Raw genomic sequence first — 24,997 nt, 5'->3', positions numbered from 1 at the left:
CCGCAGATCAAGCTGCAGGCGGCAGCACATGGAGCGCACATCCCCAGGGCGCAGGGAACTCGAGATGAAGTTCTGGAAGTAGGGGACGCCGTACTTGGCAGTGAGCTCAAAGAGGAGCCGGGCGTTTTCGGAATCCCAGGGGAAATCGGGGGTGATGTTGTAGGTGGGGATGGGGAAGGAGAAGACCCTTCCTTCGTAATCACCCTCAAGCATAACCTCAAGGAAAGCACGGTTGATCATGTCCATTTCTTCCTGGTAGTCCCCGTAGGTTCCAAGGTCCGGCCGTTCCTCTCCACCGATGATGACGGGGCGGTCCTTCATGTCCTCGGGCACAATCCAGTCGAAGGAGAAGTTGATGAAGGGTGCCTGGCTCCCCCATCGGGACGGGACGTTCATGGCAAAGACCATCTGCTGGATGAGCTGCTTCACGGCCGGGTACGAGAGGCGGTCGTACCGGACAAAGGGGGCAAGGTACGTATCGACGGAGTTGAAAGCCTGGGCCCCGGCGAACTCCATCTGCATGGTCCCGAGGAAGTTCACCATCTGCCCGGTGAGCGCTGAGAGGTGCTTGGCAGGTCCGGCGGCGATTTTGTCCTTGACCCCGCCAAAGCCTTCTCGGATGAGCTCCTCAAGGGACCATCCCGCACAGTACCCGGCAAGGCCATAGGAGAGGTCATGGATGTGGATGTCTCCGTTCATGTGTGCCTCTTTGACCTCGTCAGGGTAGATGTGGTTTAAGGTGTAGTGGGCCATGACGGACCCTGCTACATGGAGGACAAGACCCGGGTACGAGTAGGTGGTGTTGGAGTTCTCCTGGGTCCTCCAGTCGGCCTTGAGGAGGTACTCCTGAACGATTTTTTCCACGTCCACGACCACCTTGAGGGCTTCCCGAGCCTCCTGACGCATCCGGCGGTAGAGGATGTATGCCTTGGCAACTTTGGCGAATCCGTTTTCAATGAGTGTCTCTTCGACCACGTCCTGGATGGTCTCGATGTCCACTATGGAGTTCTCTCCGAACTTCTCGAAGAGTTTCCGGGTTACGCTGATGCTGAGTTCCCGGGGAACGTCTTCGTTCTCCTCACCGACTGCCTGGAAGGCCTTGTAGATGGCTCGCTCAATCCGTTGCCGGTCGAAAGGAACAATCCGCCCATCTCTTTTACGCACTTCCCGAGGAGCGAGAAAGTTCGTGACATCCTTCATGCTCTATTCCTCCCTTGACACATTTTGCTCTCTGCTCAGGGAGAGCACAATGTCCATAAACTGGTCAATATCCCGGAATTCCCGGTACACCGAGGCGAAGCGAACGTACGCCACCTGGTCGACTTTCTTGAGTTTCTCCATAACCTTTTCGCCGATACGAGAGGAAGGGACCTCTTCGTACCCTTCTTCCTGGAGCTCCCGCTCGATGTCGTCCACCAGACGCTCAAGCTCTTCGAGGGATACCGGACGTTTCTCGCAGGCCTTCAAGAGGCCGTTCAGAATCTTTTTCCGGTCGAAGAGCTCCCGGGTCCCGTTTTTTTTGATGACTCGCAGGGGCTTCCGCTCATACCGCTCGTAAGTCGTGAAGCGCCGGTGACACGAGGGGCATTCCCTCCGGCGCCGAACCTCCGTTCCACCCTCAATCTCCCGAGAATCGATGACTTTGGAGTCCTCCGCTCCACAGTACGGACAGCGCATCCCTCTCACCAATATGTAGTATTTTTATTCACCATAAAACACTAAATATAGTATACACGGAGGCCGGGAATTCCGCAAGGGGTATTTGGTCTCTCGGCAAAAAAAGGTATAATTCTTGAGAACAAAGGAGTGATGCTGGTGACTGAACTCAATGTCCTTGTAAGTTTTGCAGCTGGAGTCCTATCCTTTCTCTCTCCATGTGTTCTGGCCATTGCCCCAGCGTACCTCGGATACGTTGCCGGAGTGGGAACCTTACAGGAGAGCCGAAAAAAGACCATCCTCCATACGGTGCTCTTTGTCCTTGGTTTCACGGGAGTTTTTGTCTTCATGGGTGTGGGGGCTTCTCTTGCGGGAGGATTCCTCTTTGGGTACCGAGCCTGGTTCAATCGCATTGCAGGGGCTATTATTGTTCTCTTCGGGCTCCAGGTTATGGGGATTGTGAAAATCCGGGCCCTTTACGCAGAACGGCGGGTGCATCTTGCTGCGTCGTTCGGATTGCTTCGGAGCTTCTTTCTCGGCGTCTCTTTTGGCCTTGGATGGACCCCCTGTGTTGGTCCGGTGCTTGGGTCCATTCTCCTTTACGTTTCGGCTCTTGGGAAGGTTTGGGAAGGGGGATTTCTCCTTTTCGTGTACGCCCTGGGGCTTGCCCTGCCTTTTGTGTTCCTGGGGGCCTCCTTTGGGTGGGCGACCGGAATCCTCCGCCGGGTCCAGAAGCGGGGACGAGTGGTGGAACTCGTGAGCGGTCTTCTCCTTATAGGTTTAGGGGTTGTTCTTCTTTCCGGGAAGATGAACGTGCTCTTGAGCCTTTTTGGATCGTTTAATCCTGAAGCATGGCTTTCTCGGTAAGGAGTTGAAGCACGGTGCCACTGACAAAAAGGGGAAACGAGCCGATCAAGGCTTTTGGGGATATTTCAAAAAAGCTCAACCTCTCCTCTCGGGTGTACCGGGGGATTCATCCCATTCCCGTGGAACGCATTGTTGGGAGTGTGGGAAGGGCTGCGGATCTCCTCCCAGGTTTTCGGCTCCGCAACCCTGATGTACGGTACTATCGCATTCGAAGGGCCATGGAGCGGGGGGAGATTCTTCCCCCAATCATCGTGTACAAAGTGGGGGATGAGTACTACGTCCTTGATGGGAACCACCGGGTGGCGGTGGCAAAGGAACTTGGCATGGAGTTCATCGACGCGGAAGTCATAGAGTTCTTTCCTTCGGAACGCCGGGAGAGCAAGACGCTCCGGGCAAAGAGAATGGAGTTCGAGAATCTCACCGGCCTCAAGGGTATCGATGCCAGTGAGCCTCGACACTACGACTCTTTCCTCAACTACATCAAAGACTATGCCCAGCGCATGGAGCTTTTCTTAGGAAGGAAGGTTCCCCTCAAGGAGGCGGCGCTCAACTGGTTCCTCTGCGTGTACACTCCCGCAGTCCAGGCTATTGTCGAAAAAGGTCTTGAGGAGGCTTTCCCCGGAAAGAGTCTGGCGGATATTTTCGCCTACATCATGGACTACAAGTGGTACCGTAGTCAAAAAGAAGGCTACGATATCGGCTTTGATGCGGCCCTTGAGGGGTTCGTGGCCGAAATCGTTGGGAAAAAGGACGGTCTCGGAGAGGAGAAGAGGGGTTTCATGCAACGGGTTGGGGGACTCCTTGAGGAGGTTCTGCCGTGGCTCAAGAGAGAATGAAATGGCATGCCCTTTCTGCTCAGGAAGTTGCTTCATCCCTGGGGACAGACTTAGTTTCTGGCCTTTCCCAGGAGGAGGCGGAACGCCGTCTCCGCACGTACGGACCTAACGTCCTTGCCGAGAAGAAGAAAAAGGGCATTGTGGCCATGTTCTTTGAGCAGTTCCGGGATTTCCTCGTCCTCATCCTCCTTGGAGCAGCGGCTATTTCTCTTATTCTTGGAGAAACCACCGATGCCCTGGTTATCATTGCCATTCTTGTCGTGAACGCCTGCTTGGGGGTCTTCCAGGAGTACCGGGCAGGGAAGGCCCTGGAGGCCTTGAGGCGGATGAGCATCCCAGAGTGCGAGGTCATTCGTTCGGGAACCCCAAAGAGGCTCCGTACAGAGCTCCTTGTTCCCGGGGACATTGTAGTGCTCCACGAGGGAGACATTGTCCCGGCAGACCTGCGCCTTTTCGAGGCCAAGGCCCTCCGAATCGATGAGGCAAGCCTCACGGGGGAGTCAGTTCCGGTGGAGAAGGACCCCCAGGTCCTTCCTGAGGATGCACCTCTCCCTGAAAGGGTGAACATGGCCTTTGCGGGAACGGTGGTCACGTACGGGCGGGGGAAGGGCATCGTTGTGGCCACAGGGATGGAGCGGGAAATCGGGCGGATTGCCTCACTCCTTGAGGAGGAAGAGGAGACCGTAACCCCCCTTCAGAAGCGCCTGGCTGGATTGGGGAAGCTCCTTGGATTCCTCACCATAGGGATTTGCGCTTTTGTTTTCCTCATCGGCTTTGTTCGGGGTGAGCCGCCCTTTGAGATGTTCATGACGGCGGTGAGCCTTGCAGTGGCGGCGATTCCCGAAGGGTTGCCGGCGGTTGTGACGGTGGTGCTCGCTTTGGGGGTCTTTCGGATGAGCAAGCACAACGCCATCGTTCGAAGACTTCCGGCAGTTGAGACCTTGGGGTGCACGACGTACATCTGTACGGACAAAACGGGAACCCTGACGGAAAACCGCATGGCCGTTCGAAGGGCTTGGACCTTTGGAGAGGGCAGTATGGAGCGCCTTCTTGCGATTGCCACCCTCTGCAACGATGCCTTCCTTGGGGAGGGGGACAACGAGCGTTCCGGAGACCCCACCGAGATTGCTCTCCTTGCGTACGCCAGAGAGCAAGGGTTTCCCTGGCAGAAGTGGCGCACCATGTACCCGCGCCGTGACGAGATTCCCTTCGACTCGCAACGGAAACGGATGTCCACTCTCCACTCTATAGATGGACAGCACGTTCTCTTCACCAAGGGGGCTCCGGAGATTCTCCTTGAGCGGTGCTCGTTCTACGAGGTAGGAGGGCAAATCCTCCCCCTTGGGGAAGAGGAGAAAAAGCGAATTCGCCAAGAGCAGGAAGCCATGGCGCAGGAGGCCCTGCGGGTGCTCGCCTTCGCCTTCCGGGTGCTCCCTGATGGAACCCTTTCTGAAGAGGTGGAGAGGGATCTTGTCTTTGTGGGGCTTCTTGGCATGATGGACCCTCCACGGAAAGAGGTCTACGGAGCCCTTGCGGAGGCCAAAAGAGCCGGTATCACAACGGTCATGATTACCGGTGACAGCGCCCTCACTGCTTCGGCTATCGCAAGGGAACTCGGGATGCTTGAGCCGGGGGATGAGGTTCTCACCGGACAAGATCTCGAGCGCATTTCTCAGGAAGAGCTCAAAAAGCGGGTCAAAAAGATTCGGGTTTTTGCCCGGGTCTGGCCGGAGCAGAAGCTCCGCATCGTTGAGGCCCTCCAGGAAAGCGGTGAAGTGGTGGCGATGACTGGGGACGGAGTGAACGATGCACCGGCCTTAAAAAAAGCCGATATCGGTATCGCCATGGGGATCACGGGGACAGATGTAACCAAAGAGGTTGCCGATATGGTTCTTGCCGACGATAACTTCGCCACCATCGTGCGGGCAATACGGGAAGGAAGGGTCATCTTCGACAACATCCGCAAATTCGTGGTGTACCTTCTCTCCTGCAACCTCGGGGAAATCGGTGCGGTGTTTGTACCGATTCTCCTTGGATTGGCGCGGCCCCTTGTCCCGGTGCAGATTCTCCTTGTGAACCTCGTTACCGATGGGCTTCCGGCTCTGGCTTTGGGGATGGAAGCACCAGAGCCTGATCTCATGCTCCGTCGTCCCCGCCACCCTCAGGAGGGCATTATCACCCCCTTCTACATGCGGACCATCCTCTTTGGGGCTTCCCTCATCACCCTGGCGGTTGTTCTGGCCTTTCTCTTTGGCCTGCGTCTCTGGGGGCTCCATACGGCGCGAACTGTGGCCTTTGTCACCCTGAGCCTTGGGGAACTCTGGCGGGCGTACAGCTTCCGCTCGGAGCGCCTGAATGCCTGGAGGGTCGACCCTCGGACGAACCTTTTCCTCCTTGAAGCCTGCGGCATTTCTCTTGTGGTTATTCTGGGAAGTGTTTTCGTCCCTTTCCTTCGGAAGGTTTTCGATACCCATTTCTTGACCTTTCCTCAGTGGATGTTCGCCCTGGCCTTTTCTCTTCTTTCCTTCATCGGCTTTGAGCTTCGGAAAATCTTTGTGAGGAGGGATGCCTATGGAACTCAAGGTCGTGGCTCTCGAGAACCCAAAGGGGTATAACGTCATTCTCGGACAGGCACATTTCATTAAAACTGTTGAGGACCTCCACGAAGTCCTTGCCACATCTTCGCCGACGCTGAAGTTTGGCCTTGCTTTCTGCGAGTCCTCGGGCCCCTGCCTTGTTCGCTACAGTGGCAACGACGAGGAACTTGTGGAGCTTGCAAGGAAAAACGCTCTTCTCCTTTCTGCAGGACACGTGTTCATTATTTTCCTGAAAGATGGGTACCCAATCAATGTCCTCAACGCGGTGAAGATGGTTCCTGAGGTCTGCCGCATTTTCTGTGCCAGTGCGAACCCTATTGAAGTCATCCTTGCTGAGACCGGGCAAGGGAGAGGGGTCCTTGGGGTGATCGATGGGCTCAAGACGAAGGGAGTAGAATCGGGTACAAGCTATGAGGCGGAGTGGCTTTGCCGATTTGCCCCTCCATGGAGGACAGTGCCCTCCATGGCTTTTCGAGCGCATGAAAAGACTCGGTGGACACATCATTGAGGCTATTGTAGCACTCTTTGGTCCTGAGGAGTTCCTCCGTCGCATCGCGGACCCCGTTTTCTTCCAGTCCTTGGGGTGTCTTTTGGGGTTTGATTGGCACTCGAGTGGCCTCACCACAACCCTCTGCGGGGCGCTGAAAGAGGCTGTCCGGGGGAAAGAGCGGGATTTAGGCCTCTACATCTGCGGAGGAAAGGGTGGCACATCGCAGAAGACCCCGGAGGAGATTCTTCGCCACAGCGACCGGGATTCGCTCTCCTTTGGAGAGGCTTTGGTAACCTGTAGCCGCCTCAGCGCCAAAATAGACAACACCGCCATCCAGGATGGGTACACCCTTTACCACCACGCCTTTTTCTTCACCGCCTCAGGCAATTGGTCGGTCGTCCAGCAGGGGATGAATCCCGCAACGCATTTTGCCCGGCGGTACCACTGGTTGGGGGAACGGGTTTTGGACTTTGCCTGTGAGCCCCACAGCGGCATCTGTGGCATTCGGGAGCGGGAGGTTCTCAATCTTGTGGCTCGGGAGAGCAAACCCTGCCAGGAGGGGATTGTAGCCATGCTCCGGGAGGGATTTCCTGTTGTCCGGCGGTACATGGAAAGCACCTTGCGCCACCTTGTTCTCCCGAAACGTCATGGCATAGAAGCAGGGGATTTCGACCTTTCCCGAATTGAGAAAACCGTTGCCGCAGTGTGCGAGAAGAAACCCTCCCAGTTCCTTGAGGTCCTTGGGGCTCCAGGAGTGGGCGAGAAAACCCTGCGAGCCCTTGTGCTGACTGCAGAAATTGTCCTTGGGACACCTCCAAGTTACACCGATCCGGTGAGCTTTTCCTTTGCCCATGGAGGGAAGGATGGCACGCCCTTTCCGGTGGACCGAAGGACCTACGATGCCACCATCGACTTCCTGGGTCAGGTGGTGGAGCGGATGAAGGTCGGAATCTCAGAGAAGAGAAAAATGTACGAGCAGTTACGATTGCTCAGCGGAGGGGAGGAGAGACGATGGATGCTCTGGAAGCACTGAGGACCCACCGGTCAATTCGGCGGTTCAAGGCGCAACCGGTGGAACGGGAGAAAATTGAGACCATTATCGACTGCGCCCGTCTTGCTCCTTCGGCGAATAACCTACAGCCCTGGGAATTTGTGGTGGTGACGGACGCAAAAAAGCGCGAGGAAATAGCACGACTCACCGATTACGGAAAGTTCATCCGGGAAGCTCCGGTTCTTGTGGCGGTGTTCTGCAAGGACACGAAGTACTACCTCGAGGATGGGTGTGCGGCAACCGAGAACATCCTTCTTGCCGCCTGGGCGCTCGGCCTTGGATCGTGCTGGGTTGCGGGAGACAAGAAAGCCTATGCGGAGGATGTCCGCCGCCTCCTTGGAGTTCCGGAAGGGTATCGTCTCGTGAGCCTTGTGGCCATAGGGTATCCTGCCGATGTGCCACGGGGCCATGCCTTCAAGCGAGAACTCCGAGAAGTCCTCCACTGGGAGAAGTTCTAAGGGGGTGGAACCATGAAGGTTGGGGTACTCTCAGACAGCCACGATCACCTTCCCCTCCTGAGAAAGGCTTTGGAGGTTCTGCAGAAGGAGGGGGCAGAACTCATTCTCCATGCCGGGGACTACGTGGCCCCCTTCTCGGTTGCCGTTCTTGCGGAGCTCTCTATTCCCTGGTGGGGGGTTCTCGGCAACAACGATGGGGAGATTCTCGGCATCTTCCAGAAGTCAGAAGGAAGGATCAAAGCTCCCTTTCTTGAACTCGAAGAGAGAGGATACCGAATTTTCGTCTCCCACTTCTACCAGCTGGCAAAGCTTGCTTTTGCCAGCGGCCACTATGACCTTGTGGTGTACGGGCACACCCATGAGGCAATCATCAAAGAAGAGGGGAAGACGATCCTTGTGAACCCGGGGGAGGTCTGCGGCCTTTTGAGCGGGCGGCCCACCGTTGCCCTTTGCGACCTCGAGAAAAAGGTGGCGAAACTCCTCGACATTTGATTTAATATTGGCAAACTCCTTGGGAGGCTGGGTATGGAGATTCTGCGAGAACATTTCGTCCGACAGCTCACCGAGCTCCAGGAGGACCTGGTCAGCATGACTCATGCGGCCGAGAAAATGCTCCAGATGGCGGTGGAGTCTTTGAAGGAGCAGAATGTGGAGAAAGCTCGGGAAGTCATCGCCCTGGATGACGTTGTGGACGACTACAACTTCAAAATCGAGGAGAAGTGCCTCCGGATGATTGCCCTCCAGCAACCGGTGGCAAAGGACCTCCGTATCATCGCGGCGATTCTCAAGATTATCACCGACGTGGAACGGATTGGGGACTATTCCATCGACATCGCCAAGTTCAGCATTCGTCTTGCTGAGAATCCAGTGTTCCCACCCTTTGTGGAAGTTCCGAAAATGGCGGAAATCGTCATCCACATGCTTGAGGAAGCCATTACCGCTTTCCTGCGAAGAGACTTGGGCATCGTCCAGAAAGTCGTCGATGCCGATGCCCAGGTGGACGCACTCTACCGAACCATTCACGAGAACGTGGTACGGAGCATCGAGGCCGACCCCCGGGTTGCCCGCCAGGCCATTTGGGTACTCATGATTGCCCGGTACCTCGAGCGCATTGGCGACCACATCACGAACATCACCGAGCGTATCTACTACATGGAAACCGGGGAAATGCTTGAGCTCCACCAGTAGGGGGTGAGGGAAGTGGAAGAGAGGGTCATTATGTACTTTGATGCTCCTGGGCCCCAGAATACCGATTTGGCCCTTGCCTGTGCCCTGCGCAGGGCAAAAGAAGGAAGCATCAACCACATCGTGGTGGCCTCAAGTTCCGGGGAAACGGCCCTTCGCCTCGGGGAGATGGCGCGGCGCGAAGGGTACCAGGGGAAAATTGTGGTTTGCACGTACCATGCGGGATTCTCGGGAGGGGACGAGGTTTCTCTTCCCCCAGAGCGCCGGGTGATCCTTGAGTCCATGGGCATGGTGGTTGTGCAGGGGTCTCATGCCCTGAGCGGGATTTCCCGGTCATTCCGGCAGCGCTTTGGGGGTTTGAGTCTTCCCGAAATCATCGCGGAGAGCTTCCGCCGCATATCGGAAGGGTTTAAGGTGGCGGTTGAGGTCGCCATTATGGCTGCCGACGCAGGCGCCATTCCCACCACAGAGGACGTTATTGCCCTTGGGGGGAAGGCAAAGGGTGTGGATACAGCCCTTCTTCTGCGAGCGTGCCACCAGAATTCCTTCTTCAATCTGAAGGTGCGAGAGATTCTCTGCATGCCTCGAGCGTAAATGAAAGGAGGTCAACACAATGGGCGTTTTGACTTTTCGTGCTTCCGGTGAATGGGTTGAAGGTCTGCGCATTGACACCAAGGTCCGGAACTTCTCCCTGAGCTTTGACGAACCTCCGTCTCTTGGGGGAAAGGACTCGGCTCCTAATCCTGTTGAGGGACTCCTTGCGGCCCTCATCGGGTGCCTGGGAATTGTGACGGCTGTCGTGGCCCGGGAGAAAAACCTTCCGGTGGAAAAGATTGCCATTGAGGCAGAAGGCGATCTCGATCCCCGGGGCTTTATGGGGCAGTACGACCTTGTCCGTCCCGGATTCCTGGCAATTCGCTTCGTGATGAAGGTGAGCGGTAAGCTCTCGCCTGAAGAGCTCAAGGCGCTCCTTGATGAGGTCAAGAAGCGGTGTCCGGTGTCTGACGTTCTGAGCAATGGCACCCAGGTTGAGGGAAGAATCGAGAGTTTCTGAAGAAGGGAGTACCGTATGCGCGCTGCGGTCCTTGAAGATTTCAATCGCCTCGTGGTCCGGGAAGTTCCCGATCCCTCTCCCAAGGAAGGCGAGGTCCTTGTTCGTGTCCGGGCGTGCTCAGTCTGTGGTTCTGATATCCGCATCTTCCACTTCGGAAATCCCCGGGTCCGGTTTCCTCAAATCATTGGGCATGAGATTGCTGGGGATGTTGTGGCGGTGGGTCCTGGGGTAACGAAGTTCCGGGTTGGCGATCGGGTGGCGATTGGTGCCGATGTTCCCTGCGGAGCCTGTTACTGGTGCCAGAACGGAATGGGGACAAACTGTGCCATCAACTACGCCATCGGGTACCAGTTCCCCGGAGGGTTCGCCGAGTACATCCTCCTGAACGCGCTCACGGTCGTCCAGGGGGCGGTGCACCGGATACCGGAAAACCTCTCCTACGATGAGGCCTCTCTTGCCGAGCCCCTGGCCTGTGCCATCAACGGCCTTGAGATGAGCATGCTCGGGGTTGGTGATGCCCTCCTCATCATTGGAGCTGGTCCCATCGGGTGCATGATGATTGAAATGGGTCGCTCTATGGGAGCCACGAATATCATCGTTGTCCAGCGCTCGGCACACCGCTTAGAGATGGCCAAGCGCTTCGGTGCCGACCACTACTTCCTCGCCACAGACCCAGACCTTGAGGCGAAGGTCTTTGAGGTCACCGAAGGAGAAGGAGCCGATGTCATCATGGTTACCTGTGCCTCGCCTGAGGCTCAGGAGATGGCGCTGCGGCTTGCCCGTCACCGGGCACGCATCAACTTCTTCGGGGGTCTACCAAAAGATGCCCGGAACATCTCCATCCCGAGCAACCTCATCCACTACCGGGAATGCATGATCCTGGGGACTCATGGGAGCCTCCCTCGCCACCACAAGAAAGCCCTGCAGGTCATGGCAAAGGGCATGGTCCATCCCTCCTGGTACATCACCCACCATTTCCCCCTGGAGGAGATTCACGAGGCCTTCCGGGTGGCCGAGTCTCACGAGGGGTTGAAGGTTGTGGTGAACCCTTGATTCGGACAATGCGTGCCCTTGTGCTTGAAGGAAGAGGCCGCCTGCGTCTTGCGGAGGTGCCCCTTCCGGAACCGCGGGAGAAGGAGGCGCTCATCCAGGTTCGAGCCTGTGGGGTGTGCGGCTCGGATCTGCCCCGAATCTTCGGAGACATTGCCTACTTCTATCCCCTCATTCCCGGGCATGAATTTGCCGGGGAAGTTGTGGCCACAGGTAGTACAGACGACGCCGAATGGGTGGGGAAGCGGGTCGCCGTATACCCCCTTTTGCCCTGCCGAAGGTGTTCACACTGTGAACTCGGACAGTACGAGCTCTGTGAGGATTACGGGTACCTTGGTTCCCGCCAGAACGGGGCTTTTGCCGAGTACGTGGTGGCTCCGGTTGCCAACCTCCTGCCCCTTCCCGATAACCTTTCCTTTGAAGAAGGGGCTCTCACAGAACCGGCGGCAGTGGCGCTCCACGCGGTGCGGCAGGTTGGCAGGGTCCTGGGGGAGAGTGCCGCAGTTTTTGGGCTCGGTCCTGTAGGGCTTCTTGTGGGAATTTGGCTGAAACTTTCGGGAGTTCGGAGGCTCATCGGGTACGACACGGATGAGCGGAAGTTCCCTCTTGCAAAAAGTGTTGGGTTTGACGTAACTCTCTACCCCTCCTTTTTCCCTGCAGACAAGGAAGGGATAGACCTTGTGGTGGAGGCCTCAGGAAACTCGCAGGCCCTCCTTGATGCCCTGAAGCTTGTCCGGAAAAAGGGAAGAGTAATTCTTTTGGGGAACCAGGAGAGAGACGTTCTCCTTTCCCCGGAGGACTTTGGGCGGATTCTCCGGAAAGAGCTTACGATTTTTGGAAGCTGGAACTCGAGCTTTGCCCTCCTTGATTCGGACTGGAAAAAGGTTCTGGACCTTGCCGGGTCCGGACGGGTGTCCTTTGCCCCTCTCATATCTCATCGCATCCGCCTTGAAGAGGCTCCTGCGTTCCTTTTGGGAATGCGGGAGCGAAAGATTCCCTACGTGAAGGTGGTGCTCATCCCGTGAGGGGCGTGAAAATCTCGGCTTCTTTGGACTGCGCGAACTACCTCGCCCTCCTTGAAGATGTACGGAAACTCGAACGGGGCGGAGTGGACATGCTCCACATCGACATTATGGACGGGGTATTCGTTCCGAACTTTGCCATTGGAACGAATCTCCTCAAGAAGCTTCGTCCCGAGACCACCCTCCCCTTTGACGTCCACCTCATGGTCGTGAACCCTGAGCCTCACTTTGCGCTCTTTGCCCAGCTTGGGGCAGACTGCATCACCTTCCATGCTGAGGGGAATCCAAGGCTCCACCATCTTGCTTTGGCGGTGAAAAAGCTGGGAAAGAAAGTCGGCATTGCTCTCAACCCTGCAACGGACCCGGGTTTTCTCCGCTACCTTCTTCCCTACGTTGACCTTGTCCTCTGCATGACGGTGGATCCGGGATTCGTGGGGCAGAAGTTTGTTCCCGAGGTGGTGGAAAAAGTCCGGAAGGTCAGAGAGATGTCCCAGGAGCTCGGTGTCGAGGTGGACATTGCCGTAGATGGAGGAATCAGTGAGGAGACTGTCTGCCCTCTCAGAGAGGCAGGGGCAAACGTTTTTGTTGCAGGGACCTCAAGTATTTTCTCGGGAAAGGGGGACCTTGAGGTTGCAGCGTGGCGCTTCGGGGAGTTCTGCAGGAGTCTGTGAACCCCCCGAAGCGTTTCTCACCGTTCTCCGAGGGCGGCAAAGAGGGGAACCCGTGAGAGACTGAGAAGGAGAAGGGTGGAGAAGAGGACGTTAAAGGGAGTGCTCACCAGGCGAGGGACAAGGAGCACCTTCCAGGGCATTCCAAAGAGGGTGTGGAGGAAGTACGGCGTAAGAAAACATCCAATACCCACCTGAGGAGCGGCCACTGCAAGGAAGAGGCGAGGACCTCTGGCACGAAAGGGGAAGTGGCCGAAAACCCCGGAGAGCACACCGTAGAGCGCTGCGCTGAGGGTGAAGTGAGGGAAGTACGGTCCCATGGGGCTTAGGGCAAAGCCGATAACATCGGCTAAGGCTCCGGTAAGGGCGCCAAGGAGAGGACCAAAGAGGAGACCAGCAAGGATAATGGGAAAGGTGCCAAAGCCAATGCGTACTCCCTCAATCCCACCGATGGTGATTCTTACGCTTGCAAAACGGGCGAGAACCACGCTCATGGCAACAAGAATCCCTATGAAAGCAATTTCCCGGGTTTTCTCGCGCATTGGACCACCCCTTTTGCGTTTTTGCCTATTGTAGCGTACGAGAGTGGTGCCTGCAATGGCATGATTCTTCATCTCTTTTACCAGGGGGTTGGAGGTATGGAAGAGCGCATTACGATGGATGTGGCCTTGAGTCAGGGTTTACGTCGTTTGCCGGTGTACCTTCTCCTTGATACTTCAGGGAGTATGGCGGGGGCTCCCATCCAGGCTCTCCAGGAAGGAGTGGCCCTTTTCAAACGGGAGGTGGAGAGCGATACCTTTGCTCGGGAGACGGTTTGGGTTTCGGTCATCACCTTTGGGAAAGAGGTCGAAAACCTCACCCATGGCCTTGTCCCCATCGACCAGCTCTCCCTTCCTCCTCTTGAAGCAGGGGGATATACACCCCTTGGGCAGGCGCTTCGGCTCCTCATCGAGTCTCTTGACCGGGACGTGAAAAAAGCTGTTCCTGGGGGAGAGAAGGGGGATTGGAAGCCCCTCGTTTTCATCCTCACCGATGGGAAGCCAACGGATGACTGGCGCACACCCCGAGAGGAACTCCTTGCTCGAAAGGAACGGAAAGTCCTCAACGTCATCACGGTGGGATGTGGACCGGATATCGATGAGGCGACGCTTCGAGAAATCGCCATTGGACCGAGTTTTAAGATGGATTCCGATGCCGCTTCCTTCAGCGCTTTCTTCCGCTGGGTTTCTCAAACCGTCCGCTCGGTGAGTAAAACCCTGAGTCGTCCTCAAACCCAGGGGGAAGCCTCGCCAATGCCCATACCAATTCCTCCAGATGTTCTCCAGTACATCCCATGAGGGGGTGGGAGGGATTTCGCAGGGGTTTGTTGCCGGCGATCGGGTCCTTTCCTCTTTCAACACCCATCCCGATTGGCTTGCCGTTTTTGGAGACCTTGGGGGACTGGCCTTTGTCGGGGGAAGTGTGGTTGGGCGGCTCCACCGGAAGATGCGGAAAGGTCGGGAGGATAGCCTCCTCGTGCGCTCGAAAGGTGACTGGCTCGCCCTGGCCTTGGCCGATGGGGTCGGGAGTGCTCCAAAGGGAGTGTGGGGTGCGACTCTTGCGGTGAGCGTTTTCACCGATTGGGTGCTCTCGAAGCTCCCCTATGTTTCTTCTCGGAAGCGCCGTCTCAGGGGGAGGAGTGCCGCATCTTTTGCAGGAGGTTGCTTTCCCTTCCCGGAAGGGTGGCGCGAGGTGGGAGTACTGAGCTGGTTCCAGAATGAAGGGGAGGACTCGGAAGAACCTCCTCCCTGGGAGGATATCAAGGAGTACCTTCTTGAGGCAGGAGCGTACACCCGTGGTTTCCTCCAAGGTGTTGCCCAGCGAGAGGAAAGACCAGAGAGCGACTTTGCCACAACCCTTCTTTTCTGCCTTTGCAACGTGGCTGAAAGAAAAGGGATGTTCTTCCACGTTGGTGATGGAGCAATTCTCGGGGTCCAGAGAGGCGGGAAGAGCCTCCTTTTGAGCCTTCAGGAGGGCCAGGATCCCTCCGAAACAGCCGTCCTCACCCAACCTGACTGGAGGGAGTACTGCCGGGTGGGCTTTTTCGACTTTCGAAAGGACCGCCTTGAGGCTCTCCTTCTCATGACTGATGGTCTTGCCGATGACTGCCTCTACGGTCCCCCTGAGGATGTCACCGATCGTTTCGTGCGAGACCTTCTTCGGGAAATTCGCTCCTCTTCGAGTTTCGAGGAGGCAGCCCGGCGCCTGGTGTTCTGGCTTGGCACCTATGAAGTTCCTGGGAGTTTCGACGATCGGACTCTTGCGGTGGTGTACCGGTGCGGGTGACTACGGTCTCCCCTTTCCCTTTTGTCCCAAAGCGCCTCGAGATCGAAGGTCCAGTTTTTGTTGGCGGCGAGGGGGAGGTGTACTTCAGCCGCTGCGGGAACTTCGTGGTCAAGGTGTATCACGACCAAGCTCTTCCTCCCGACAAAGAGGAGCTCCTCCGCCGGGTCCTTGCCCTTGGGAAGAACCTCGGGGAAGAGGCGAATTTCCTCTGCTGGCCGGTGGCACTCGTGGAGGAGCTCGATGGCTGGAGACGAATCGGGGTGGTCACAAAGCGCATACCCCGTCCACCGTTTCGGGAACTCGTGGACTACATCTTCAGTCCCCGGGAGTTCAAGGAAGCGGTGGAGAGAGGGGCCAACTGGCTCAACTACCTCCAGGTTGCCCACAGCATCGCTCGCACCGTTTCGGCTCTGCACGGGAAAGGCTGTGCCCATGCGGACCTCCACTTCAGTAACTTCCTTGTGGACATCAAGAGAGGTCTTGCGGTGCTCATCGACCTTGACGGCCTTGTGGTCCCGGGGTTTCTCCCGCCTCAGGTGGCGGGCATGATGCCTTTTATGGCCCCTGAAGTTGTCTGCGGTAGGGAGGTACCCAATCAGAAAACCGATCGGCATAGTCTCTCGGTTCTCATCTTCCACACCCTTCTTTTCCGCAACCCCCTGCAGCCTCTGGTGTGCTACGCCGAGGACCCTGAAGAGGACGAGCGCCTTGGCTGGGGAAGGATGGCCCTTTTCAGCGAACATCCCTTCGATTTCCGCCATCGCCCGGAAAGGCTTGGGTTTCCCCTTTTTCGCCGGGGAGTCCTGAGCTACCGTATCCTTCCTCCCTCCTTACAGGAACTCGTGGAACGGAGTTTCATCGAGGGTCTTTTTGCTCCCGAGCGTCGACCTTTAGCCCGGGAGTGGGAACGGGCTCTCTTCTTTTCCTTTTTTGAGCTCTGGCGGTGCCGCCGATGCGCCCAGTACTTTCCCTACCCGTACTGGCTTCCGTACCTTCTCAGGCGCTGCCCTTTTTGTGGATCTCCGGTGTCTTGGCCCCATCCCCTTGTCCTTCGCGTTTTCGAGGCAAAGGGCGCAGGGGTTTACGGTGCCTCAAAGCGGAGACTCGTTCTTGGTCATGGGTTCCGCATTGTGGAGAAGATGCTCTCTGGTCGGCGAGAGGCTCAAGAGGTTCTGGGGGAGGTTCGTTGGGAGGAAGGAAATAGTCAGTACGTCTTCTTGGGCACCCGGAAGGTACGTGTTCTTGTTCCCGGTGGGGAGTGGTGTGCTGTGGAGAAGGGGGAACCGGTGCCCCTTCGACGCCGCCTCCTTCTTGATGTTGAAGGATTCCTCCTTGAGGTCGACGAGGATGGATGTGGTGATTCGCCCAAAGGAAGAAACGAAAAGGATTGCCCTTCCCCCAGGTGAGAGGCGTCTCGCCCTCGTCCTTCCCCGGAAGGCACGCATTCTTTCCTATCCTGCCTTTCTCCTCCCGGACCCTCTGAATCCCTTTTCCTTTCACCTGCGAGGAGATACCGAAGAACGCATACTCCGGGGGACAATTGCCTTTGCATGGAGAGGAAAAGAGAAGCATTGCGAGCTCATCCTTGAGGGGGAGAAGGAAAACCCCTCTTTTTCGGGCTTTCATCCTGTGTTCCCTGAACATCCCCTTTTCCCCAGGGGTGACTCAATTCTCCTTGCCCCTGGAGATTACCTTCTTGAGGAGAAAGTTTCCCTTACCCCACCCTTTCACCTTGTGGGAGCAAGTGGAACAGTCCTTTTCCGGGAGGGTGAGGTGCTCCGTATTGAGGGGGAAGGGGAGGGTCTTGTCCAAAACGTCACCTTTTCCCTGCGGGGGAGAAAGAGTGGCAATGTGGCTGTCGTCCTGAAGAGCCGGGTTGTTTTTGAAGGCTGTGTCTTTCGGGGAGGGATTCGGGAGAAGCTTAGCTGGATGGGGAACGGAGTGGTCGCTGCCCGGGAAGCATCTTTAGTTTTTCGGCGCTGCGTGTTCCTCGAGAATGAGGCGGCGGGTATTCTTGCTGAAGAGGGGACTGCTGTTGTGGTGGAGGACTCGATTTTCGTAGGCAACCGGGGGGAGGGGATTTTGGCCAAACGAGGGTCTGTCCTTGTGGTTCGCCGTTCACGCTTCTTCTCCAATGTCTGGGGTGTAACGTGTGGAGGGCTCTGTCTCTTCGAGGGCAATGAGATTTCAGAGAGCACAACAGGTGGATTGTGCCTTCTCCGGGGAACGGAGGGAATCTTCGGAGATAATCGGATTTCCAGAAATCCGGTGGGTGTGGTCTGGCCAAGAAGCGAGGACATTCTCTGGGGAGCGGGAAATGTTCTTGAGGAAAACCGAATCCCCTTCCTTGAAGAGTAGTCATTTCTTTCCCATGAGGTACCGGAGAGAAACCGAAAAGAGAATCACCCCTCCTCCAAGGAGGGCAAAGCGGCCTGGCGATTCTCCCAAAGCTAAGAAGACCCAGAGGGGATTGAGGATGGGCTCAATCATGAGGATGAGACTTGCCTCAAGAGCTCTCACTTTCCGGATGGCCTGGGCATAGAGGAAGTACGAGAGTCCGATTTGCACTGTTCCAAGGAGCACCAGGCCTATCCATCCCCTTCTATCCAGGGAGCCGCTGAAGAAGAAGGGTAGACCCACGAGAGCGGCGAAGAAGTTCCCCACGAAAACCGACTGCAGAGGTTCGGCATCCTTCTGCATCCTGAGAATCACGATGAGAAAGGCAAAAGCAATGCCGCTTCCGATGGCAACAAAATTCCCGAGCATGTTTCCCGGAGTCAGTCGGTCAAGGAAAAAGAGCACCATTCCCCCAAGGACCATGCCCACGGAAATCCAGTCAAAGCGGGAGGGAGTTTCCCTGAGGAGCCACTGGCTGAGGAGGGCGACGTAGACCGGAGCGCCGTACTGGAGGAGAATGGCATTGGACGCCGTGGTGAGCTTGTTAGCGAGCACAAAGAGGACCACCGTGGCCATGTAGGCTATGCCTCCGAGGATATCTAAGGGAGAGAGGCGTAGCCTCGGTCGAAAAAAGCAGAGCAAGAACCCACAGGCGATGGCACTGCGGGCTCCTGCAATCGCCACAGGGCTCCAGGAGACGAGTTTTATCAAAAGCCCCCCAAGGCTCCAGAGCGTAGCGGCAGCAAAAAGGTACGCTATAGCTCTCTGGCGAGTCATTTACCGGTGTGCTTCCCGTTGTCTTTTCTCAATGTACATGCTCGAGAGAACCGAAAAGAGAATGACGAGACCAAAAACCACATAGGTCCAGAAGTACGGAATGCGCATGACGACGAGTCCATTCTCAATGACCGAGATGGTTAGGGCACCGATGAAGATCCCCGCCATGTTTCCGATGCCGCCCCGAAGGGACGTTCCCCCCACAACGCTTGCGACAACCGCCTTGAGTTCCCATCCTTCCCCCGCTCGGGAGGTGAAGCAGGCCGTTCGGGCAATCTGGGCGCAGGCCACAAACCCACAGAGCACCCAGTCCTTCTGGGAACATAACATCACGTGGGCGGAGATACTTGACCATGTCGAGGTAGTAACCAGGAGTTCTGAGAAGGAAGGGGAGAGTGCGATGTACCTCCGAGGTAATTCCGGTAACCACACCCCAATGCTGGGAGGCGCTATACCTGGCTTCTCATGATGCAGAGCAACACTTGGGCGTTCTACCGAGGTCATTCTATTCCTCCTTTTGACAATTATATCTGACGACGTAAGCTGCCGTACAGCACCTTAAGTATAATGGTATGGGAGGCAGTGCGTTTGGATTTTGACTGGTATAATAGAGGGCGACAACGGAGAAAGGAGTGAAAAACGCGTGGGAGCAACTTTGGAACAACTGGCAGTTAACACCATTCGTATGCTCGCCCTGGATGCGATTCAGAAAGCAAAATCTGGACATCCAGGGTTACCGCTTGGGGCTGCCCCGATAGGCTACGTCCTTTTCCGGCGCATCATGAAGCACAATCCTAAGAACCCTCAGTGGTTCAACCGGGACCGATTCATCCTCTCTGCAGGTCATGGGTCGGCAATGCTTTATGCTCTCCTTTACCTTTGCGGGTATGAGAGGATGAGCCTTGAGGAACTCAAGAATTTCCGCCAGTGGGGGAGCCTCACGCCTGGACATCCAGAACGTTGCGTTGCCTGTGGCATAGAGACGACGACTGGTCCTTTGGGGCAGGGCTTTGCCACCGGTGTGGGTGTAGCCATTGCGGAGGCCCATCTTGCGGCCCGATTCAACCGCCCGGGGTTCCCAATCATTGACCACTACACCTATGCTCTGGTGAGCGATGGTGACCTCATGGAAGGGGTGGCACAGGAAGCTGCTTCTTTGGCTGGCCACCTGAAACTCGGGAAGCTTATCTACCTCTACGATAACAACCACGTGAGTCTTTCAGGAGAGACGAAAATCTGCTTCACTGAGGATGTTAAAGCCCACTTTACTGCCTGTGGGTGGCAGGTTCTTGAGGTTCCTGACGGCAACGACCTTGAGGCAATTGCTCGGGCTATTAAGGAAGCGAAAAGGGACACTGAACGTCCCTCCCTCATCATGGTTACAACCCATATTGGCTATGGAAGCCCGAAGCAGGATACCTTTGAAGTCCACGGTGCTCCTCTGAAGCCTGAAGAGGTGGTAGAGACGAAGAAGTTCTTCAGTTGGCCCCTGGAGCAGGAATTCTACGTTCCTCCTGAGGTCCTTGCCCACATGCGGGAGGTTGTGGCAGAAGGAGAGAAAAAGGAAAAGGAGTGGCAGGAGCTCTTTGAGGCCTATGCGCGGGAGTACCCCGAGGAGGCAAGGACTCTTACCATGATGATGCGGGGTGAGCTCCCGGAAGGTTGGGATAAGGACCTTCCCGTTTTTACACCGGATGCGGGAGCTTTAGCCACTCGCTCTGTAGGCGGGAAAATCTTGAACATCCTGGCGGATCGGATTCCCTCTCTCATTGGGGGATCTGCCGATCTTGATCCCTCGACGAATACCGTTCTCAAGGGTAAGGGGAGTTTCCAGGCACCTCACGTTTGTACTCCGGGGACTCAGGGACTTGTGGATGGACCCCTTGGGTACGAGGGGCGGAACATCGCCTTTGGGGTGCGGGAACATGCGATGGGTGCCATTCTGAATGGGATTGCCATCCACGGTGGGCTCATTCCCTTTGGGGCGACCTTTTTTGTCTTCTCGGATTACATGCGTCCGGCGGTTCGAATTGCCGCCCTTTCCCACTGCAGGGTTATCTACGTGTGGACCCACGACTCGGTGGGAGTCGGTGAAGACGGTCCCACGCACCAGCCCGTTGAGCACCTCATGAGTTTCCGGGTCATGCCGAACATGGTGTGCATCCGTCCAGCCGATGCCAACGAAACCCGAGAGGCCTGGAAAGTGGCCATTGAGTGGCAGAAAGGACCTGTGGCTCTCATTCTCACAAGACAGAATGTTCCGGTCATCGACCAGAGCAAATACGGGAAAGCCGAGGGCTTACGCAAGGGTGCGTACATCCTTGCGGATAATTCCGGTGGCGATCCTGAGCTCATCATCATCGCCTCAGGTTCAGAGGTGCATGTGGCCCTCGAGGCTTACGAAAGACTTGTGGCCGAGGGAGTTCGGGTTCGCGTGGTCAGCATGCCCTCCTTTGAGCTCTTTGAGGAGCAGCCGGAGAGCTACAGGGAAGAGGTGCTTCCAAGAAGGGTAAGAAAGCGCATTGCCATTGAGGCTGGGGCGACCCTTGGGTGGTACAAGTACGTGGGAGATGAAGGAAGGGTTATCGGCATCGATCGCTTTGGGGCTTCGGCTCCGGGAAAACTCGTCCTCGAGAGGTTGGGTATCAGCGTTGAAAATCTCCTGGCCCAGGCCAGAGATTTACTTGCGCGGTGAACTTGGGTGAAAGGGAGGATGGAGTGATGCAGGGTAGGAGACTGGCGATTCTTGTTGGTGGTGGTCCAGCACCTGGCATTAACGGAGTCATTGGTTCGGTAACCATTGCGGCTCGCAGAAGAGGCATTGAGGTTGTGGGCATTTACGATGGTTTCAAGTGGATTTCGAGTTCTTCCTTCGATCCAGCAGTGCATTCCGTTCCCCTTGACATTGCCCGTGTCTCTCGGATTCATCTTGAGGGGGGTTCTATCCTCCGCACTGCTCGGGATAGCCTCATCAAGGGAGGAACGATTGATGAGGCTAAGGTGGAGAATGTTCGAAAGGTCATGGAATCCCTCAACGTTGGGTACCTTGTCACCATCGGTGGCGATGATACCGCCTTCAGCGCAAGCATTGTAGCTCGGGCCATGCAGGGGAATCTCTTCGTTGCCCACGTTCCGAAGACCATCGACAACGACCTTCCCCTTCCGGGGGACATGCCGACTTTCGGTTTCCAGACTGCTCGCGAGGTGGCTACAGGCATCGTTAAGAACCTCATGGAGGATGCCCGGACCACGAACCGCTGGTACTTTGTGGTCATCATGGGCCGCTCAGCAGGACACCTTGCCCTGGGGACTGGAAAGGCGGCAGGGGCAACCCTTACCATCATCCCCGAGGAGTTTGGGGACCGGAAAGTCCGCGTTGAGGACGTCTGCGACATTATTGAGGCGGCAATGATTAAACGAAAGGCTCTTGGAAGGGACGATGGCATTGCCGTTGTGGCAGAGGGCGTGGCTCTGAAATTTGGGGATGTGGAAGAGATTGAGAAGATTCTTGGAAAGTCGGTTCCCCGGGATCCTCACGGGCATGTCCGCCTTGCTGAGGTACCCCTTGGAGAACTCCTGAAGAACGAAATCACCCGGCGCTTTGGGGAACGGGGCAAGAAAATCACCATCGTCACGAAGGATGTGGGGTATGAGCTCCGCTGTGCACCTCCAATTCCTTTTGATATCGAGTACACCCGGGACCTCGGGTACGGAGCTGTGGAGTACCTCACAAACAGCGCCTACGGCGAGGAGATGAAAAAGAAAGGAGCCATGATTAGTATTTTGAACGGAAAGCTCAATCCCATCCCCTTCGACGAGATTATGGATCCTGTAACTGGTCGGACCCGTGTTCGTATTGTAGATGTTACCTCCTATGCGTACCAGGTTGCCCGGTCGTACATGATCCGCCTTGAGAAAGAGGACCTCGAGAACCCTGACATGATGGCCGCCATGGCCAAAGTAGCCGGCATGGATGTGGAAGCCTTCAAGAAGCGTTTCGGACACCTTGTTTCCTGAGGTTCCAGAGGGGGGGAGGAAGACCCTTTCCCCCCTCTCCTTCCTCCATTACCCCATTTTTTGGGCCACTCTCTCTGCGATTCTTGGGTTTTTAGGAGGAACTTGCTTTCGGTTTTCTTTCCCTCTTCTTTTCCTTCTTTTTGGTGGTGTCGTTGCTCTCCAAGCTGTTTTGCTTTCTTCCCGAGTCTTCTTTCTCCTTTTCTGCGTCGGTTTCTGGCTTTTTGGTGCTCTTCTTTTTACGGTGGGCTTTGGGCTTCCGGGGAAATTCTTCTGGGAACGGAATGGAGAGCGCCTTGTCCTTGAGGGGTATGTGGTCCCAAAGGGTGAGCGTTTCCTCCTTACCCGCATTCGGGGCTTTCCGGTGTACTCACCGAATGTGGTTCTTCGAGGAAAGGGGGGTAGGGGAGACCTTGCGACTCTGCTTTTTCGAAAGGTAAAAGTCCTTGGAACTTTCCGGACCTTTCCTTCCTGTGCTAACCCTGGAGGGCGAGACCTGCGTTTCCTTTTCCTGAAGCAGAGAATTTTCGGATACCTCGAAGTAGAGGCCCTCTCTGAGCTTTCTTCCTCGAACCCTTGGTTTTCTTTTCTGCGATGGGCCACCAGGGAACGTTCCCTTTTCCTTGAGCGCTTCAGAGAGGAACTTCAGGAGACCTTTCCTCTCTTTGGGGCTCTCTTTCTTGGGTTGAGGGAAGAGGATTTCGAAAAAAACGTCACCCTCTTTCAGGAGACGGGAGTGTACCACCTCTTTTGCGTCTCGGGCTTTCACATGGCGCTCCTTGGGACTCTCGTTTGGTCCTTGCTTCGACATCTTTTTCCTCGGCGCTTGGCCATTTTTTTCATCCTCCCCTTTACCTTCCTGTACTTGGTTTTCTGCGGTTTTGTGGCTTCTGCCACCAGGGCCTGGATTATGGCAAGTCTTTTTCTTTTGAGTCGGAGAATTGGCCGTACCGTGACGACTACAGGAGTTTTGCTCTCCGCCTTTTTCCTCATGTTCCTTCTCCAGCCGGAGATTGTTTTCGCACCGGGAGCCCAACTCTCCTTTGCATCCACGGCGGGATTGGTAACCCTTATTCCCTTGCTGTCTCCGCATATTCCTCGGAGGTCTCTTTTTCTCCGGTACTTTTTGGGAATTCTCTGGGCCACATTTTCTGCCACCCTGGCGAGTTTCCCCTTCCTTGTGGGGAACAGGTTCTCCTTTACCTCCCTCGTTTTCCTTGGGAATCTCCTTGTTGTCCCCCTTGTTGAGGGGACGCTTTTTGTTGCCCTCTGGAGCCCTCTTTTGGGACTTTTTTCTGGGGGACGAGCGTTTCTTGGATTTCTCCTTCGGCTTCTCCTGCGGGCGCTTCTTTCGGTTTCCTCTTTTCTTGCAAATTCTGTGCCTCACTGGGTTTTCGATTTCCAGGAAGGGCGTTCCATGGTCTGGGGCATGGTCGGATGGGGAGTGGTGGTTCTTGCTCTTTGGAGTTTCCTCGCCAGAAAATGGTTGCCCTGTGTCCTTGTGGTGCCCCTTGTCCTTGGAGGGTTGCTCTTGGAGAGTGTCCTGTTCCCGGAAATGAGCTTCCTCGTCTTTGACGTCGGGCAGGGTCTTGCCTGTGGTTTCTTTAGGGGAGAGTTGGGTATTTTCGTTGATACCGGTGGGGTCATTCGTGGGTACGGGAATGTAGGCGAGAGCATTCTTGTGCCGTTTCTGCGGTTTAGAGGAATTAGAGAGGTTCGGGGCATTTTCCTAACCCACGATCATGGGGACCACGCTGGAGGGGTTTCTGCCCTTCAGAAGGCTTTTCCTGAGACCTCTCTTTTTGCGCCTGATAGCTTTTCCTCCTTTGAACGCCTGCAGATTTTCCCGGGTGTGTTCCTTGAGGTTTTTCCGGTCCCCGAAGAGGGTGGCAGAGCGGCGGTTTTTCGCCTCCACACTCCCTATGGTCGTATCCTTATCTGTGGAGACGTGGAAGAAACCTACGAGAGGCTTGTCGATTTTGGTCCTTCTTTCCTCGGGGCCGAGGTCCTCGTTCTTCCCCACCATGGGAGTTACCACGATTCCTTAGAGTCTCTCATTCGGGCTTCTTCTTGCCGTCTCGCCGTCATTTCGGCAGGGGAGAATCCGTATGGACACCCTGATGTGCGCACGCTTGCCATTCTTGAAGAGCTGAAGATTCCATACCTTGTAACCGTAAGAGACGGGGCGGTGGAGTACTGCCTCATTCTGGGACGAGGGAGGGTGCGGAAGTTTGGAAAAAGAACAATTTGAGAGGTGGATGCAGAAGAATATTCGGGGGAATTCTTTCATTTTGGAGCTGCAAGTGCCTCGGGTCTATTTTCAGGACGTGTGCACTCCCAGAATCCGGGAAAAACTTGGTGTCTCAAGGATTTCATGGATTCGGAAAAAGGAAGAGTGGGAGAAGAAGAGGGAGGAGCTCCTCCTTCCCTCCCTCTTTCCCGAGAGGGAAGCGCTTTTCCTTGAGGACCTCAGGGAAGAGGCTATCCTCGAAATAGCACAAGAGGCACCCAGGTACGGTGGGGTGTTCTTCTTTTTCCTTATTTCTCCCG

At 56.0% G+C, this 24,997-nt stretch carries 24 protein-coding genes and 2 pseudogenes; 21 read left to right on the top strand and 5 right to left on the bottom strand.

Annotated elements, in window-relative coordinates:
* Positions 1-1,200, bottom strand: a 1,200-nt coding sequence (locus H5U36_01665; protein MBC7216889.1) for a ribonucleoside triphosphate reductase, incomplete at its 3' end; no start/stop codon positions are given.
* A gap of 3 nt (positions 1,201-1,203) precedes the next feature.
* On the bottom strand, positions 1,204-1,677 hold the full coding sequence (gene nrdR / locus H5U36_01660) for a transcriptional repressor NrdR (GenBank protein ID MBC7216888.1): 474 nt from the start codon (positions 1,675-1,677) through the stop codon (positions 1,204-1,206).
* A gap of 138 nt (positions 1,678-1,815) precedes the next feature.
* On the opposite strand from nrdR, the gene H5U36_01655 reads away from it, so the two are divergent.
* The 13 genes and pseudogenes from H5U36_01655 to rpe all read left to right on the top strand — a co-directional run bounded on the left by H5U36_01655 (position 1,816) and on the right by rpe (position 12,937).
* Positions 1,816-2,523, top strand: a complete 708-nt coding sequence (locus tag H5U36_01655) for a cytochrome c biogenesis protein CcdA (protein ID MBC7216887.1) — start codon at positions 1,816-1,818, stop codon at positions 2,521-2,523.
* A 14-nt stretch (positions 2,524-2,537) separates the two neighbouring features.
* A complete protein-coding gene (locus H5U36_01650; GenBank protein ID MBC7216886.1) occupies positions 2,538-3,359 on the top strand; it encodes a DUF4032 domain-containing protein in 822 nt (273 codons plus the stop codon).
* On the top strand, positions 3,356-5,974 hold the full coding sequence (locus tag H5U36_01645) for a calcium-translocating P-type ATPase, PMCA-type (protein ID MBC7216885.1): 2,619 nt from the start codon (positions 3,356-3,358) through the stop codon (positions 5,972-5,974). The genes H5U36_01650 and H5U36_01645 overlap by 4 nt, the downstream gene beginning before the upstream one ends.
* Positions 5,931-6,356 (top strand): annotated as a pseudogene (locus H5U36_01640) (adenosine-specific kinase). The gene H5U36_01645 and the pseudogene H5U36_01640 overlap by 44 nt, the downstream one beginning before the upstream one ends.
* Before the next feature lie 10 nt (positions 6,357-6,366).
* The gene (locus H5U36_01635) at positions 6,367-7,479 is read left to right on the top strand and encodes a DUF763 domain-containing protein (protein ID MBC7216884.1); all 1,113 of its coding nucleotides are present in this window, start codon (positions 6,367-6,369) and stop codon (positions 7,477-7,479) included.
* Positions 7,458-7,955, top strand: coding sequence for a nitroreductase family protein (locus H5U36_01630; protein MBC7216883.1), 498 nt, complete (start codon positions 7,458-7,460; stop codon positions 7,953-7,955). The genes H5U36_01635 and H5U36_01630 overlap by 22 nt, the downstream gene beginning before the upstream one ends.
* A 12-nt stretch (positions 7,956-7,967) precedes the next feature.
* A complete protein-coding gene (locus H5U36_01625) occupies positions 7,968-8,447 on the top strand; it encodes a metallophosphoesterase (protein MBC7216882.1) in 480 nt (159 codons plus the stop codon).
* 33 nt (positions 8,448-8,480) lie between these two features.
* Positions 8,481-9,143 (top strand): phosphate signaling complex protein PhoU, encoded by a 663-nt coding sequence (gene phoU, locus H5U36_01620; GenBank protein MBC7216881.1) that lies wholly within the window; start codon positions 8,481-8,483, stop codon positions 9,141-9,143.
* Between the two features lie 12 nt (positions 9,144-9,155).
* Positions 9,156-9,734, top strand: a complete 579-nt coding sequence (locus H5U36_01615; protein ID MBC7216880.1) for a hypothetical protein — start codon at positions 9,156-9,158, stop codon at positions 9,732-9,734.
* A gap of 19 nt (positions 9,735-9,753) precedes the next feature.
* The gene (locus tag H5U36_01610; GenBank protein MBC7216879.1) at positions 9,754-10,194 is read left to right on the top strand and encodes an OsmC family protein; all 441 of its coding nucleotides are present in this window, start codon (positions 9,754-9,756) and stop codon (positions 10,192-10,194) included.
* A gap of 15 nt (positions 10,195-10,209) precedes the next feature.
* Entirely contained in the window at positions 10,210-11,247 is a 1,038-nt protein-coding gene (locus tag H5U36_01605; protein MBC7216878.1) for an alcohol dehydrogenase catalytic domain-containing protein, read from the top strand.
* On the top strand, positions 11,244-12,269 hold the full coding sequence (locus H5U36_01600) for a galactitol-1-phosphate 5-dehydrogenase (GenBank protein ID MBC7216877.1): 1,026 nt from the start codon (positions 11,244-11,246) through the stop codon (positions 12,267-12,269). Before H5U36_01605 ends, H5U36_01600 begins: the two co-directional genes overlap by 4 nt.
* Before the next feature lie 5 nt (positions 12,270-12,274).
* Positions 12,275-12,937, top strand: a complete 663-nt coding sequence (rpe, locus tag H5U36_01595) for a ribulose-phosphate 3-epimerase (GenBank protein ID MBC7216876.1) — start codon at positions 12,275-12,277, stop codon at positions 12,935-12,937.
* 17 nt (positions 12,938-12,954) lie between these two features.
* On the opposite strand, the gene H5U36_01590 is transcribed toward rpe, so the two are convergent.
* Complete coding sequence (locus H5U36_01590; protein MBC7216875.1) at positions 12,955-13,476, bottom strand: folate family ECF transporter S component; 522 nt, start codon at positions 13,474-13,476, stop codon at positions 12,955-12,957.
* Positions 13,477-13,572: 96 nt separating this feature from the next.
* Here H5U36_01590 and H5U36_01585 point away from each other — a divergent pair, with 96 nt between their 5' ends.
* From H5U36_01585 to H5U36_01570, 4 genes are read left to right on the top strand one after another with little or no spacing between them, the layout of a single operon-like run.
* Positions 13,573-14,271, top strand: coding sequence for a VWA domain-containing protein (locus tag H5U36_01585; GenBank protein MBC7216874.1), 699 nt, complete (start codon positions 13,573-13,575; stop codon positions 14,269-14,271).
* Positions 14,249-15,259, top strand: a complete 1,011-nt coding sequence (locus H5U36_01580) for a protein phosphatase 2C domain-containing protein (GenBank protein ID MBC7216873.1) — start codon at positions 14,249-14,251, stop codon at positions 15,257-15,259. Before H5U36_01585 ends, H5U36_01580 begins: the two co-directional genes overlap by 23 nt.
* The gene (locus tag H5U36_01575; protein ID MBC7216872.1) at positions 15,250-16,665 is read left to right on the top strand and encodes a hypothetical protein; all 1,416 of its coding nucleotides are present in this window, start codon (positions 15,250-15,252) and stop codon (positions 16,663-16,665) included. Before H5U36_01580 ends, H5U36_01575 begins: the two co-directional genes overlap by 10 nt.
* Positions 16,607-17,617: a right-handed parallel beta-helix repeat-containing protein gene (locus H5U36_01570; protein MBC7216871.1), complete on the top strand. Its 1,011-nt coding sequence runs from the start codon at positions 16,607-16,609 to the stop codon at positions 17,615-17,617. The genes H5U36_01575 and H5U36_01570 overlap by 59 nt, the downstream gene beginning before the upstream one ends.
* Here H5U36_01570 and H5U36_01565 read toward each other — a convergent pair whose 3' ends face one another.
* Both H5U36_01565 and H5U36_01560 read right to left on the bottom strand, forming a co-directional pair.
* The gene (locus H5U36_01565) at positions 17,618-18,433 is read right to left on the bottom strand and encodes an EamA family transporter (protein MBC7216870.1); all 816 of its coding nucleotides are present in this window, start codon (positions 18,431-18,433) and stop codon (positions 17,618-17,620) included.
* A pseudogene (locus tag H5U36_01560) lies at positions 18,434-18,739 on the bottom strand (hypothetical protein). It lies immediately after the preceding gene.
* A 337-nt stretch (positions 18,740-19,076) separates the two neighbouring features.
* On the opposite strand from H5U36_01560, the gene tkt reads away from it, so the two are divergent.
* The 4 genes from tkt to H5U36_01540 all read left to right on the top strand — a co-directional run.
* A complete protein-coding gene (gene tkt, locus H5U36_01555) occupies positions 19,077-21,128 on the top strand; it encodes a transketolase (protein MBC7216869.1) in 2,052 nt (683 codons plus the stop codon).
* Positions 21,129-21,154: 26 nt separating this feature from the next.
* On the top strand, positions 21,155-22,450 hold the full coding sequence (locus tag H5U36_01550; GenBank protein ID MBC7216868.1) for a 6-phosphofructokinase: 1,296 nt from the start codon (positions 21,155-21,157) through the stop codon (positions 22,448-22,450).
* The gene (locus tag H5U36_01545) at positions 22,440-24,698 is read left to right on the top strand and encodes a ComEC/Rec2 family competence protein (GenBank protein ID MBC7216867.1); all 2,259 of its coding nucleotides are present in this window, start codon (positions 22,440-22,442) and stop codon (positions 24,696-24,698) included. Before H5U36_01550 ends, H5U36_01545 begins: the two co-directional genes overlap by 11 nt.
* A gap of 52 nt (positions 24,699-24,750) precedes the next feature.
* Positions 24,751-24,997 (top strand): hypothetical protein (locus H5U36_01540; protein MBC7216866.1); only part of this gene is annotated, 247 nt, incomplete at its 3' end.

Origin of the sequence: Candidatus Caldatribacterium sp. (genome assembly GCA_014359405.1) — a bacterium.
In the GTDB taxonomy this organism is placed as follows: domain Bacteria; phylum Atribacterota; class Atribacteria; order Atribacterales; family Caldatribacteriaceae; genus Caldatribacterium; species Caldatribacterium oleiphilum.
The sequence above is the reverse complement of the archived record's forward strand: the minus strand, read 5'-3'. Positions and strand labels throughout refer to the sequence as shown.

Coding starts and splice junctions, on each gene's coding strand:
- H5U36_01570 (MBC7216871.1), top strand. CDS start 16,607: ATGGATGTGGTGATTCGCCCAAAGGAAGAAACGAAAAGGATTGCCCTT.
- nrdR (MBC7216888.1), bottom strand. CDS start 1,677: ATGCGCTGTCCGTACTGTGGAGCGGAGGACTCCAAAGTCATCGATTCT.
- H5U36_01580 (MBC7216873.1), top strand. CDS start 14,249: ATGTTCTCCAGTACATCCCATGAGGGGGTGGGAGGGATTTCGCAGGGG.
- phoU (MBC7216881.1), top strand. CDS start 8,481: ATGGAGATTCTGCGAGAACATTTCGTCCGACAGCTCACCGAGCTCCAG.
- H5U36_01550 (MBC7216868.1), top strand. CDS start 21,155: ATGCAGGGTAGGAGACTGGCGATTCTTGTTGGTGGTGGTCCAGCACCT.
- H5U36_01585 (MBC7216874.1), top strand. CDS start 13,573: ATGGAAGAGCGCATTACGATGGATGTGGCCTTGAGTCAGGGTTTACGT.
- H5U36_01645 (MBC7216885.1), top strand. CDS start 3,356: ATGAAATGGCATGCCCTTTCTGCTCAGGAAGTTGCTTCATCCCTGGGG.
- H5U36_01565 (MBC7216870.1), bottom strand. CDS start 18,433: ATGACTCGCCAGAGAGCTATAGCGTACCTTTTTGCTGCCGCTACGCTC.
- H5U36_01630 (MBC7216883.1), top strand. CDS start 7,458: ATGGATGCTCTGGAAGCACTGAGGACCCACCGGTCAATTCGGCGGTTC.
- H5U36_01625 (MBC7216882.1), top strand. CDS start 7,968: ATGAAGGTTGGGGTACTCTCAGACAGCCACGATCACCTTCCCCTCCTG.
- H5U36_01605 (MBC7216878.1), top strand. CDS start 10,210: ATGCGCGCTGCGGTCCTTGAAGATTTCAATCGCCTCGTGGTCCGGGAA.
- H5U36_01635 (MBC7216884.1), top strand. CDS start 6,367: ATGAGGCGGAGTGGCTTTGCCGATTTGCCCCTCCATGGAGGACAGTGC.
- H5U36_01610 (MBC7216879.1), top strand. CDS start 9,754: ATGGGCGTTTTGACTTTTCGTGCTTCCGGTGAATGGGTTGAAGGTCTG.
- H5U36_01590 (MBC7216875.1), bottom strand. CDS start 13,476: ATGCGCGAGAAAACCCGGGAAATTGCTTTCATAGGGATTCTTGTTGCC.